This window comes from Nocardia sp. NPDC004860, assembly GCF_040609015.1.
GTDB lineage: Bacteria > Actinomycetota > Actinomycetes > Mycobacteriales > Mycobacteriaceae > Nocardia.
Window position 1 is genome coordinate 68,165 of the sequence record NZ_JBEXJI010000034.1, and the last position, 12,562, is coordinate 80,726.

At 66.9% G+C, this 12,562-nt stretch carries 14 protein-coding genes; 11 read left to right on the forward strand and 3 right to left on the reverse strand.

The features are described 5' to 3' along the window. Positions 1 to 4: 4 nt before the first annotated feature. Genes dmpG through ABZV44_RS38640 form a run of 3 tightly spaced genes read right to left on the reverse strand, consistent with a single transcriptional unit; the run spans position 5 to position 2,792 of the window. Complete coding sequence (dmpG, locus tag ABZV44_RS38630) at positions 5 to 1,027, reverse strand: 4-hydroxy-2-oxovalerate aldolase (RefSeq protein ID WP_354847978.1); 1,023 nt, start codon at positions 1,025 to 1,027, stop codon at positions 5 to 7. Further along, a complete protein-coding gene (locus ABZV44_RS38635; RefSeq protein ID WP_354848088.1) occupies positions 1,024 to 1,977 on the reverse strand; it encodes an acetaldehyde dehydrogenase (acetylating) in 954 nt (317 codons plus the stop codon). Before ABZV44_RS38635 ends, dmpG begins: the two co-directional genes overlap by 4 nt. A gap of 23 nt (positions 1,978 to 2,000) precedes the next feature. Next, a complete protein-coding gene (locus ABZV44_RS38640; RefSeq protein WP_354847980.1) occupies positions 2,001 to 2,792 on the reverse strand; it encodes a fumarylacetoacetate hydrolase family protein in 792 nt (263 codons plus the stop codon). A 115-nt stretch (positions 2,793 to 2,907) separates the two neighbouring features. Between ABZV44_RS38640 and ABZV44_RS38645 the strand changes: the two genes are divergently transcribed. From ABZV44_RS38645 to ABZV44_RS38695, 11 genes are all read left to right on the forward strand, one after another. Further along, positions 2,908 to 3,675 (forward strand): IclR family transcriptional regulator, encoded by a 768-nt coding sequence (locus ABZV44_RS38645; RefSeq protein ID WP_354847983.1) that lies wholly within the window; start codon positions 2,908 to 2,910, stop codon positions 3,673 to 3,675. An 89-nt stretch (positions 3,676 to 3,764) separates the two neighbouring features. Continuing rightward, positions 3,765 to 4,601 carry an alpha/beta hydrolase gene (locus ABZV44_RS38650; RefSeq protein WP_354847985.1) on the forward strand — a complete coding sequence of 279 codons (837 nt, stop codon included), beginning with the start codon at positions 3,765 to 3,767 and terminating at the stop codon, positions 4,599 to 4,601. Next, a complete protein-coding gene (locus ABZV44_RS38655) occupies positions 4,601 to 4,891 on the forward strand; it encodes a hypothetical protein (RefSeq protein ID WP_354847987.1) in 291 nt (96 codons plus the stop codon). The genes ABZV44_RS38650 and ABZV44_RS38655 overlap by 1 nt, the downstream gene beginning before the upstream one ends. After that, positions 4,884 to 5,732 carry a hypothetical protein gene (locus ABZV44_RS38660; RefSeq protein WP_354847989.1) on the forward strand — a complete coding sequence of 283 codons (849 nt, stop codon included), beginning with the start codon at positions 4,884 to 4,886 and terminating at the stop codon, positions 5,730 to 5,732. The genes ABZV44_RS38655 and ABZV44_RS38660 overlap by 8 nt, the downstream gene beginning before the upstream one ends. Then, entirely contained in the window at positions 5,729 to 6,070 is a 342-nt protein-coding gene (locus ABZV44_RS38665; protein ID WP_354847992.1) for a non-heme iron oxygenase ferredoxin subunit, read from the forward strand. Before ABZV44_RS38660 ends, ABZV44_RS38665 begins: the two co-directional genes overlap by 4 nt. Then, complete coding sequence (locus ABZV44_RS38670) at positions 6,067 to 7,380, forward strand: SRPBCC family protein (protein WP_354847995.1); 1,314 nt, start codon at positions 6,067 to 6,069, stop codon at positions 7,378 to 7,380. The genes ABZV44_RS38665 and ABZV44_RS38670 overlap by 4 nt, the downstream gene beginning before the upstream one ends. Continuing rightward, a complete protein-coding gene (locus ABZV44_RS38675; protein WP_354847998.1) occupies positions 7,377 to 7,916 on the forward strand; it encodes a 3-phenylpropionate/cinnamic acid dioxygenase subunit beta in 540 nt (179 codons plus the stop codon). Before ABZV44_RS38670 ends, ABZV44_RS38675 begins: the two co-directional genes overlap by 4 nt. Positions 7,917 to 7,929: 13 nt before the next feature. After that, a complete protein-coding gene (locus tag ABZV44_RS38680; protein WP_354848001.1) occupies positions 7,930 to 8,748 on the forward strand; it encodes an SDR family NAD(P)-dependent oxidoreductase in 819 nt (272 codons plus the stop codon). Continuing rightward, complete coding sequence (locus ABZV44_RS38685; RefSeq protein ID WP_354848004.1) at positions 8,745 to 9,902, forward strand: FAD-dependent oxidoreductase; 1,158 nt, start codon at positions 8,745 to 8,747, stop codon at positions 9,900 to 9,902. The genes ABZV44_RS38680 and ABZV44_RS38685 overlap by 4 nt, the downstream gene beginning before the upstream one ends. Then, positions 9,899 to 10,891: a nitronate monooxygenase gene (locus ABZV44_RS38690; protein ID WP_354848006.1), complete on the forward strand. Its 993-nt coding sequence runs from the start codon at positions 9,899 to 9,901 to the stop codon at positions 10,889 to 10,891. Before ABZV44_RS38685 ends, ABZV44_RS38690 begins: the two co-directional genes overlap by 4 nt. Before the next feature lie 60 nt (positions 10,892 to 10,951). Beyond that, a complete protein-coding gene (locus ABZV44_RS38695; protein WP_354848008.1) occupies positions 10,952 to 12,502 on the forward strand; it encodes an AMP-binding protein in 1,551 nt (516 codons plus the stop codon). Positions 12,503 to 12,562: the final 60 nt, after the last annotated feature.

A 12,562-nucleotide genomic window follows, 5' to 3' on the forward strand; every position in this document is an offset into this window, starting at 1 on the left:
GGCGTTAGGCTGGGCGTCGCGCCGCAGTGATGGTCAGGGCGATATCCACGATCATGTCCTCCTGGCCGCCGACCAGTCCTCGTCGACCGGCTTCCATGAGCAGGGTCCGTGCGTCGATGTCGTACCGCTCGGCGGCTGCCTCGGCGTGCCGCAGGAAGCTGGAGTACACGCCCGCATAGCCGAGAGTCAGTGTTTCCCGGTCGACGCGGACCGGTCGATCCTGTAGCGGGCGAACGAGATCGTCGGCCGCGTCTTGCAGGGCGAAGACGTCGCAGCGGTGTTGCCATTCCAACAGATTCGCGACTGCGATGAATACCTCGATCGGGGTGTTCCCGGCACCGGCGCCATGCCCGGCGAGCGAGGCGTCGACACGGATGGCGCCGTGTTCGACAGCGGTGACGGAGTTGGCTACCGACAGTGAGAGGTTCTCGTGGGCGTGAATGCCAATTTCGGTTCCGTGGTCGAGAACATCGCGGTACGCCCGAATACGTGCGTGCACATCGTCCATGGTGAGCCGACCGCCGGAATCGGTGACATAGACGCAGTGCGCACCATAGCTTTCCATCAATTTCGCCTGCGCGGCCAGATCCTGGGCCGAAGCCATGTGGCTCATCATCAGGAAACCCGCGACGTCCATGCCCATCGCGCGGGCTGTCGAAATATGCTGGGCGGCAACGTCGGCTTCGGTGCAGTGGGTGGCGATGCGCACCGATCGGACGCCCAGATCGTAGGCGTGGCGCAGATCGTCGACCGTGCCGACCCCGGGTAGCAGCAGCGTGGTCAGGCGAGCCCGCCGGATATTGGCGGCGGCCGCTTCGAGCCACGTCCAGTCGCTGTGCGAACCGGGACCGTAGTTGACCGATCCGCCCGCAAGGCCATCGCCGTGGCCGACCTCGATGGCATCCACGCCCGCGGCGTCGAGAGCGGCCACGATCGCCCCGACATCCTCGGGTGTGATTCGGTGGCGAACCGCGTGCATGCCGTCGCGCAGAGTGACGTCCTGGATGAAGAGGCTGGTCGGACTCATCGGGCATTCTCCCTTTGCGATTGCGCGATTCGCTCTGCGACCTGGACGGCCGCCGAGGTCATGATGTCGAGGTTCCCGGCGTAGGCGGGCAAGTAATCCGCAGCGCCTTCAACCTCCAGGAATACCGATATCCGGTGTGTGGGCATGCGGTGTGCGCCGTCGGCCAGCAGGGTGTGCACCGGCTGATCGGAGGGAATCGGGTCGATCTGGACCTGTTGTTTGAGGCGGTAGCCGGGCACATAGGCCGCGACGTCGGTGACCATCTTCGCGATCGACGTCCGGATCCGCTCGTGGCTGCCGGGTGCGGTGGCCTCGACTAGGCAGTAGACCGTGTCGCGCATGATCAGCGGCGGCTCTGCAGGATTGAGAATGATCACCGCCTTGCCGCGCTCGGCACCGCCCACCATTTCGATTGCGTGTGAGGTGGTTTCGGTGAACTCGTCGATATTGGCCCGTGTGCCGGGCCCCGCGGACCGGGACGCGATGGAGGCGACGATCTCGGCGTAGGCCACGCGCACCACCCGCGAGACGGCGGCGACAATCGGAATGGTGGCCTGGCCACCACAGGTCACCATGTTCACGTTCGGGGCATCGAGGTGATCGCACAGGTTGACCGCGGGCACGACGAACGGCCCGATCGCGGCTGGAGTCAGATCGATCACGCGTTTGCCCAGCGGTGCGAGCCGGGCGTGGTTGTGCTCGTGCGCCTTCGCCGACGTCGCGTCGAAGACGATGTCGATTTCGTCGAAGCCGGGCAGGCGCAGTAGTCCTTCGACCCCTTCATGTGTCGTCGGAACATCGAGGGCCGCCGCACGTTTGAGTCCGTCGGAGTGCGGATCGATGCCGACCACGGCGGCGGGTTCGAGGTACCGGGAGCGCCGCAGCAGCTTGACCATCAGGTCGGTGCCGATGTTCCCGGACCCGATAATCGCAACTTTGGTGCGAACAATGCTGTCGCTCAATGGATTACCTTTCATGAGAAGGACGCCGAGACGTGGCCGAGCCCGTGGATGTGCACATCGACGACCGCGCCCGCATGGACGGGCCGCATCGGCCCCAGCGCGCCTGAGAGGATCACTTGTCCGGCCCGCAACGGATCGCCGAAGTCGCGCGCAGTCCGGGCCAGCCACGACAACGCGTGCAGCGGGTCGCCCAGGCAGGCCGCGCCGGTGCCGGTCGACACCACTTCGCCGTCGATCTCCATGCGCATGGCCACCTCGGCCGGTTCCAGCTCGTCGAGGGTGCGGTGCTGCTCACCGAGGACGAACACACCACTGGACGCGTTGTCGGCGACGGTGTCGGCAAACGAGATGTCCCAGTCGGCGATTCGACTGTCGACGATCTCCAGCGCGGCGACGGCCGCGCCGACGGCCCGGCGGCATTGCGCATCGTCGAGCGGCCCGTCGCAGAGATCGGCCGCGAGGAGGAAAGCGATCTCGGCCTCCGCGCGCGGCTGCAACAGTCGTGCCATCGGAATCTCGGCGCGATGACCGAAGGCCATGTCGGAGAACAGGACTCCGAAATCAGGCTGGTCCACGCCGAGTTGCCGCTGTACCGCTTCGGAGGTCGCGCCGATCTTGCGCCCGACCACGGCCGTACCCGTGGCAACCCGGAGGGCGTTGAACTGCTTTTGGATTCGATAGGCGCCGTGCACGTCGTCCGCGTCGATCAGATCGCGCAACGGCCGGCACGGTCGGCGGGTGGCCGTGGCCTCTGCCAGGCGGCGCGCCGCGCGGGTGACGGTCGCCTCGTCGACACATGACATGACAATCTCCCTTCTGTCGTACTGTGAGGGCGGCGATCAGTCCACCTCGGCCCTCGAGGCCCGCGCAGTAAATCCGGTCCGCTGAGTGGACCGGTCGCAGGAAATGAGGCATTCCATGACTTCCAGCCTGGATCCGCGCTCGGTATTGGGACGGATCGTGCTGATCCTGGACGCGTTCGAGGTCGACGACCATGCGGTCGGGTTGTCGGAGCTGGCCCGGCGCAGCGGGCTGCCAAAGGCCACCGTGCACCGGATATGCCAGGACTTGGTCGCCGCGCGCTTGCTCAACCTCTCTCCGGCGGGCTACAGCCTGGGACGGGGATTGTTCGAACTGGGCCTTCGCGCATCCGTCGAGCGCACGCTGTTGGAGATCGCGGTTCCCTTCATGCAGGACCTGTATGCCCGCACCTGCGAGACCGTCCACCTCGGTGTGCTCGACGGCGACGAGGTCGTCTATCTCAGCAAGATCGGCGGCCATCGGCAGGTGGCCGCACCTTCCCGTGTTGGTGGGCGAATGCCGTTGTACTGCACGGCAATTGGACGAGCACTGCTCGCGCACTGCGATTCGGCGACCGTCGACCGCATTCTGTCGGGCCGTCTGATGCGGCGCACTGCGCGCACGATCGTCGGACCGGGCCTGCTGCGCGCTCAACTGGACCGCGTACTCGAAGGGGGAGTCGCCTTCGAGTACGAGGAATCCTCGGCCGGGGTCGCCTGCATCGCCGCCCCCATCCTCGGTGCGGACGGCCGGCCCCTGGCCGCGATCTCGGTCACCGGTCCCACCTCGCGCTTTCGCCCCGCCGACCATGTCGATCCGGTGCGCGCCGCCGCGATCGGCGTCGAATCCATCCTCGCCCGCCGACGGGTGTCGAACCCTCGCTGAGTCTTCCCGCCCCTTGACTCCTGGCGACAGCCGGTCTTATCGTTCGATCAATCAATTGATCAATCGAATGCCCGGAAGGGGTTGCGCCCATGCCGCAAAGCGTTGCCGATCGCGAGACGCGAACGCGTGTCGTCGAGGCCGGAGGAATTCCGACCAAAGTCCTGACCGCGGGATCCGGTCGACCCGTCGTGCTGTTGCACGGATCCGGCCCTGGGGTCTCGGCGGAGGCGAACTGGTCCGGTCTGATCTCGGAGCTCGCCCGGGACTTCCTGGTGATCGCACCCGATATCGCGGGCTTCGGGGGCTCGATCGGGCCCGCGGGCACCGTTTACGGCATCAAGCTTTGGGTGCGGCAGGTCATGGAGTTGCTCGACGCGCTCGAGTTGCCTTCGGCGACATTGCTGGGCAACAGTTTCGGCGGTGGTCTTGCCCTGGCCGCGACGCTCGCGCATCCGGAACGGGTCGACGGGCTCGTACTGCTCGGCACCCCGGTGGGCACCTTCGAGATGACCGAGGGGCTGCGGTCGGGCTGGCATTACGAACCGCACGAGGCCGAAATGCGCCGAATCCTGGAGATATTCGCCTACGACCCGGCCCTCGTCACCGACGACATGGTTCGCCGGCGGTACGAGGCCAGTGCCCGTCCCGGCGCGCAGGACGCCTACCGGCGGCTGATTCCCGAGCCGGGTCCGGCGGGCACACCGATCAAGGGCGTGCCGGAAGAGTCGCTTCGCACCATCACCCAGCCGGTGCTCGTACTGCACGGCAGGGAAGACAGCGTCATACCGGTCGAGCTGGCCTGGCGGGCCGCACACCACATCCCGAATGCCGACCTGAAGATCTTCTCGCGGTGCGGCCACTGGGTGCAATTGGAGCGCCGCAGCGAATTCCTCTGCGAGGTACGCGATTTCCTGGGCCGGCTGTGATGAGCCGATCGGGATTGGACAAGGCGCTCTACGACATCGTCGCGGGCAAACAGGCGCGCGACAGCTTCGTCTCGGATACGAGCGGATTCCTCGGTCGCTACCGGCTCGACGCGGACGAGCGCGCGGCCGTCGGCGGTATCGACCTGCCGGCGCTGCGGGATCGCGGTGCGAACCCCATGTTGCTGTGGGGGCTGTGGATGACCTTCGGCGATCGCAGCTTGCCCGGCTATCTGGCCGAACTCCGAGGCGGCCACACCCTCTCGATTCGGAAGGAGTCCAAGAATGGCTGAGCTGGTGGGCGGATTCCTGGTGCCGCACGACCCGATGGTCCTCACCGATCCGCAGGCGCCGCCGGAGGCGATCCGGGAGCGGATCGCCGGGGCGTACGCCGAAGTGGCAAGGCGGGTAGCCGATCTCGCCGCCACCACACTGATCATTATCGGCACCGACCACTATCTGCTCTTCGGGCCCGGCTGCCTGCCCCAGGCGCTGATCGGAAGCGGGGATGTGGACGGGCCGCTGGAACGTCTGCCGGGAATGCGCAAGCGGCGATTTCCGGGCAACCAGGCGTTGGCGCGGCATCTGGTGAGTCACGGGCACGGCGCCGGAATCGATTGGGCGGTGGCCGATTCGCTGACCGTCGATCATTCGGTCGCCATCCCGTACTTCCGCATCGGCGTCGACGCGGAACTGCCGGTGATTCCGATCTATTTGGCCTGTGGTGTCGAACCCTTGCTGCCGTTGCGGCGGGCCGAGCAGATCGGGCAGAACCTGAAGGCGGCCGTGGAGAGCTGGGACGGCGACGAGCGGGTGGTCGTCATCGGCAGCGGTGGCATCAGCCACTGGGTCGGCACCGGCGACATGGGCCGAGTGAACGAGCAATTCGATCGCATGGTGCTGGATTTCGTGACCGCCGGAGATGTCGAGGCGCTCGTCTCGCTCAGCGATGACTACATTCTCGAGCACGGCGGCAACGGCGGCCTCGAGATCCGCAACTTCGTCGCCGCCATGGCCGCACTCGGCCCGTGCACTGGCGATGTCATCGCCTATGAGGCTGTGCCGGAATGGATTACCGGTCTCGGCTTCGCCGAACTCGTCCCGAGCCGGGCCGCGGAAGGGATCCCCTCATGACCACCGGAACATCGGCGGTGTGCGACCTCGGGCCGGTCGGTCTGCTCGAAGGCCGGGAGATGGTGCGCGTGACGCCGTACGGATGGCCGCCGCTGCTGATCTACCGCGTCGACGGCGAGATCTACGCGACCGCGGACACCTGTACTCACGCCACCGCCTCACTGTCGGAGGGCGAGCTGGAAGGCCACACGATCGTATGCCCGGTGCACTGGGCCGAATTCGATATCCGCACCGGTCGCGCACTGTGCTTCCCGGCCACCCAGTCCCTGGAGACCTATGTGGTCTCGGTCGATGACGGGCGGATCTGCGTGCGCAGGAAGGGAAGTGACGAACAATGAGAAAATCGGTATCGGCGGCGGTGGATCCACAGTTGTTGAGCGAGGGCTGGCTGCCGCGCGACATCTTCTGGTCGCAGGAGATCTACCAGCTCGAGCTCGAGCGCATCTTCGCTCGCGCCTGGGTGTTCATCGCCCACGAAAGTCAACTCCCGCAGGCCGGCTCATACCTCACCACCCGCATCGGTGAGGACGAGGTGATCGTCGTCCGCAACCGCGACGGTCGGGTGGGGGCGTTCCTGAACAGCTGCCCGCACCGCGGCAACCGCGTGTGTTCGGCCGAGGTCGGCGTCGCGCGCGGATTCGTCTGCAACTATCACGGCTGGTCGTTCGGCCTGGACGGGTCGCTGCGCGGCATGCACGAATCCGGTTCCTACGACCGCGAACCCGGCTTCGATCGCTCCCGGCTCGGATTGACCCCGGTGGCCCAGATCGACAGCTACAAGGGCCTGCTGTTCGCGACCTTCGACCCGAGCGCGCCGCCGCTCACCGAATTCCTGGGCGATTTCACCTTCTATCTGGATGTCATGCTCGACAACGACCCGGGCGGAACCGAATTCGCCGGCGGCTGCATCTCCTCGATCCTGGGCTGCAATTGGAAGACCGCCGCGGAGAACTTCGCCGGCGACGCGTTGCATGCCGGATGGACCCACGCATCCGGAGCTGAGGCAATGCTCGGTGGGCCGGTCGCGACCCTTGGCGACGAGGCCAACGAGAGCTATCACGTCAATATCAACGGCCACTGCTGGGAATTCAACCTCGACGGCGTCGGTAATGCGGCCACGCTCGGCGACAAGAACATCGTGAAGTACCTGCGCGAGCAGCGAGCCGCGTTCGAGGCCCGGCTCGGCGCGACCCGGGCGAAGATGGTGGGGTCGGTCAGCTCGGCCAACGTCTTCCCCAACTTCTCGTTCCTGCCCGGCCAGAACACCTTCCGCACCTGGCAGCCGCTGGGCCCGCACCAGACCGAGCTGCGCACCTGGGTGCTGGTGAACCGCAACGCCCCGCAAGAGGTCAAGGACGCCTGGCGCAAGGGCGCGATGCTGACCTTCTCGCCCTCCGGGGTCTTCGAAATGGACGACGGCGAGAACTGGGAGGGCTCGACGCACAGCAATAGGGGATTCGTGACCCGGCAGCAGCCGCTGCACTACGGACTCGGCCTGGCAAGCCGAATCGATCACCCCGAACTGCCCGGCAATGTCTACCGCGGGCAGATCAACGACGCCAATCAACGAGCGTTCTACCGCCAGTGGTCGAAGATGATGAACTCGACCGGCTGGGACGAAATCCTGGATCGGGAGGGCTCGCGATGACACCGTTCACCGACCCGCAACCGGCCGAAACCGTGGACACGGCCGTGTATCTCGAGGTCATGGCCTTCGCGGCGCGTGAGGCGCGACTGCTCGACGAGGAACGCTATCCCGAGTGGCTGGCACTGTTCACCGAGGACGCGACCTACTGGGTGCCCGGCATCGAGAATCGCGGCCGCCACGACCGTTCCGGCACCTACGCCCGGCACCGCATGGCGTATTTCGACGACACTATCGCCGATCTGCGGCACCGGGTGGACCGCTTCACAGCGCCGACGGCATGGGCCGAGGATCCGGCGACCCGGCATCTGCATGTCATCTCCAATATCGAAGTCGAATTATGCGATACCCCTGGGGAATTGTCCGTGCGCTCGGTCTTCGTGAACTACCGCGGTCAGGGCCGCACCGACTCGGCGGTGCTCTACGGCAGGCGGCTCGACCGTCTGCGACGGGTGGACGGGCGGCTGCGCATCGCGGCGCGCAAGGTCGTGCTGAGCCACGCGACGCTACCCGCAAAGAACATCAACACCTTCTTCTGATGGGACATTTCTGATGGGCCGACTGGAAGGGCGGGTCGCCCTCGTCACCGGCGGCGGTGACGGCATCGGGCGCGCCGTGGTCGAACGGTACGTGCGCGAGAAAGCGAAAGTTGTTGTGCTGGAACGGGATAAACGACTCGCGAAGGCGATGGAGGACGCCTGCTCCGGACAGGTCGCCGCCGTCGTCGGCGATGTCCGCGATCCCGCCACGCACCTCGCGGCCACCGAACGCGCGCTCGACACGTTCGGACGGCTGGATATCTACGTCGGAAACGTTGGAGTGTACGACTACGGCGCGAAGCTCGACGAGCTGGAACTCACACAGCTACCCGGCAATTTTCACGAACTCTTCGCCACCAACGTGCTCGGCTATCTGCTCGGCGTCCGGGCGGCGAGCTCCGCACTGCGTCGCGGCCGAGGCTCGATCATCCTCACCAGTTCCTCGAGCGGAACCTACGCCGGTGGCGGCGGCGCACTGTATGTGGCATCCAAGCACGCGGTGGTCGGGCTGGTCCGGCAACTCGCTTACGAATTCGCGCCCGACGTGCGAGTCAACGGCATCGCGCCCGGGGCCACCCGAACGGGACTGACCGGCGTGACCGGTCTGGGTGGCGACCGCCACCTGCGCGAGGAGACGCGGCTGCTCGACAGCATCGCCAGGACGATCCCGCTCGGATTCGTCAGTGAGCCCGAACACCATACCGGTCTCTACGTCGCGCTGGCCTGCCCGGCCGACACCGGATTCGTCACCGGTGCGGTCTTTCCCAGCGACGGCGGGCTGGAAGTGCGCGGGCGGCGGGCCGCAGGCTCAACCAGCGAGGCGAAGCAGTGACGCGGCCGGACAGCGTGGTCGTGGTGGGCGGCGGTCTGGCCGGGCACACCGCGGCAGTGACATTGCGCTCGTACGGCTTCCAAGGTCGGCTCACGGTGATCACACAGGAGTCGAGCGACCCCTACGATCGTCCGCCGCTGTCGAAGCAACTGTTGGCGCGACAGCCGATGCAGCCCACACTGAGCCCCCACCTCGCCGATCTCGAGATCGAACTGCGCACCGCAACCGTCGCGGTCGGCATCCGGCCGCGTGAAATCCTCACCACAGCAGGAGGATTCCCGTTCGACGCCGCCGTGCTCGCCCCCGGCCTGCGGGCGCGCCGACTGCCGAGCGGGGACGGCGCGCCAGCGGCTCGGGTCCTGCGGAGCTTCGAGGACGCCGTTGGGCTGCGTACCGAACTCACCGCAGGCCGCAGGGTGCTGATAGTCGGCGCGGGTTTGATCGGGGCCGAGGTGGCCACGGCCGCCGCGGCCGCCGGCTGCCGGGTCTCGGTCATCGGCCCCGACTTCGGCCCGGCTCTGGCCGCCGTGCCCGATTCGGTGCTCGACGAGATCCGAGGGTGGTACGACGACTGCGGCATCCGGCTGACGACCGGGCTCCAGGTCGTCGAAACCAGCCCCACCGGAGTGCTACTCAGCGATTCCAGCCGTCGCGCCGCCGACCTGGTGGTCGCCGCGATCGGCGGGACGCCGGCGACAACGTGGCTGGACGGTTCACCGATCGGCCTGGATCCGGCAGGGTTCATCACCGCGGACGACCACTTGCGTACCGGCTTGCCCGGCGTCTACGCGGCCGGCGATGCGATCGCCTGGCCCTCGGCCCGATACGGATGCGCGATGCATCTCGAACATTGGCAGCACGCGGCCGACTCCGCGCAGATCGCGGCCCGGAACATCCTTGGTGCCGACGAGTCCTACGATCCGCTGCCCTACTTCTGGTCACACCAGCTCGGCCACAGCCTGCACTACATCGGCCGTCACGGCCGGGCGGACATGGCCGAGATCCGCACGGACACCCGCTCCGGACGGGCGGTGACCTGGACTCGCGGCGGGCGGCCGACGGCCGTGCTGGCCCTCGACGCGCCGCATCTCGTGCGTCGTGCCCGCGCGGCGCTGCAGGCGGCGGATCGACCGGAAATTGGCGTAGTGCAATGACGAATCGGAAGAGGAACATGGAATCCGGCAATCGGCAATTCGCCGACCTCGTGGAATCGCTGCGGATCCCGGTGATGGCAGCCCCGATGTTTCTGGTGTCGGGCACCGAGATGGTCACCGCCGCAGCGCGTTCCGGAGTCATCGGAACATTTCCCGCCGCCAACGCGCGCACCATCGATGATCTGGGCGCCATGCTCGAGGGCATCACTGCCGGAGCCGGTGGGGGCATGTGGGGGGTCAATCTCATCGTGCACCGCACCTATGATCGGCTCGATGCCGAACTGGCCCTGCTGCACCAGGCCGCACCGGCACTGGTGATCACCGCGCTCGGGACTCCTCAGCGTGCCCTCGACGCCGTGCATCGCTGGGGCGGACTGGTTTTCGCCGATATCAGCACACCCGAACAGGCCAGGCGAGCCATTGCCGCAGGTGCTGATGGTCTGGCTGCCGTCTGCTCGGGGGCTGGGGGACATACCGGCAAATACAGCCCCTTTTCGCTGATCGCCGCGATTCGCGAATTCTGGGACGGACCGTTGATCGCGGGCGGGGCGGTGTCCTCCGGCGCGGGCATTCTCGCCATGCGCGTCCTGGGCGCCGACATCGTCACTATCGGCACCCGGCTGCTCGCGACCACCGAGAGCCGCGCGGCCCACGGCCACCGGCGGATGGTGATCGACGCGACGATCGCGGACATCACCACCTCCGACAGCGTGACCGGGGTCGCCGCGAACTGGCTCACCGCGAGTCTCGACCGGCATCGGTCGCTGTCCGGCGGCATGGCCGGCATCGACTTCTCCGGTGCGATCGCCGATTCCAAGGCGTGGCGGGATGTGTGGTCGGCCGGGGAAGGCGTCGGCGCGGTCCGCGGTCCGGAATCGGTAGCCGAGGTCATCTGCGTGCTCAGCGCCGAATACGACGCGGCACTGGCAGAGATCAGAGCGGAGACGGTTCCCCGATTCGCGCATCCCGTCGCGAGCATTCTCGATTGATCCCGCTGCAAGAACTCGACAAGATCTGTCTTCGCTTTACTGGAGGTTGTGGTGGCCGCTGTGACTACCGAGCAGATGACGGCCCGCCCGGAACGCGCGCCGTCCCCGAGCGTGGTCGAATGCCTGCGCCGGGCAATGACCGATGCGCCCGATCGAACCGCGATCGTCTGCGGTGACCGGACACTGACGTACGCCGAACTGGGTCGGTCGGCGGTGGGTTTGGCACACCGCCTGGCCGGATCGGTCGTAGCCGGACGCGCGGTCGCGGTCATCATGCCGAACGGCCCCGAGCTGTCGGCCGCGATTTTCGCCACCTGGCTGGCGGGTGCGCAGGTAGCCCTGATGAACCCCGGCTTCACCGGCCGGGAACTGCGGCTGCTGCTCGAACGATCCGAGGCGACGGTGGTGCTCGCCGCGGCCGAGGCCGCCGATCAGGTTTCCGCCGCGGCAGAGACGCTCGGCATCGAACTCATCGTGGTCGGTGCCCGCGAGCTGGCCCTCGAATCATGGTGCGGCGACGAGACACTCACCATCAGCGACGATCAGCTGCCCCCGCCGGATCGGCTGGCGACCATGATGTTCACCGGCGGCACCACCGGCGTGCCCAAAGGCGTCGATCACACCCACCGCACGTTGATGCTCACCGTCCTCGGCATGGAGGCATGCTGGCCGACCCGACCCGGCGCCGAGGTGTGGCTGAACGTAGCGCCCTCGTTTCATATCTGGGGCTTGCTGATGGGTGTCCTCAACCCGGTCTACGGACAGGCCACCGTGGTGATCTGCCAGGGATTCAAGCCCGATGCGGTGGCCACCGCCCTCCGCGATCACCGAGTCACCGTGTTCGGCGGTGGTCCGGCCGAGATCTACGCCGGTCTGCTCTCGAGCGAGCACACCAATCGCGCGAACCTGTCCACCGTGCGTGTCTGTCCGGGCGGCGGGTCGCGGTTCTCCGACGCCCTGCACGATCGCTGGCTGCGCCGAACCGGCGTGGCGATCCGCGAGGCGTACGGCATGACCGAACTCGCGCCGATCACCTGCAATCGCTCGGACACACCTGCACGATCGGGTTCGGTCGGGCTGCCCGCCGCCGGAGTCGAGATCCGGGTGGCCGATCCAGACGATCCGAGCCGGTTCGCGAATGCTCGGGAAGCCGGCGAGATACGGGTTCGGGCACCGCACATGACGATCGGATACCACGATCGGGCGCACAATGACGGGGCCTTCGCCGACGGCTGGCTCAATACCGGCGATATCGGCCATCTCGACGAGGACGGCTATTTGTTCATCGTCGATCGAAAGAAGGACATGCTCATCGTTGGCGGGTTCAACGTCTATCCACGCGAGATCGATGAGACCCTGTGCCATTTCCCGGGAATCCTCGACGCCGCCACCGTGGGTGCACCCGACGAACGGCGTGGCGAGCGTCCCGTCTCGTTCATCGTGGTCGACAGTGACGTGGTCCTCGACCGGGTGGAGCTGGCCGACTACTGCGCGGCGAATTTGGCACACTACAAACAGCCGCGAGATATCCGGGTGGTCGGGCAATTGCCGAAAACCGCTGCGAACAAGATAGATCGGGTCGCTCTGCGCAAAATGGCAGCAGACATGTGATGGTGTTCCGGCACCCGGCCGGCGGTGGGGCGCGCTATCCGGATCGTTGTGCGGGCTAAG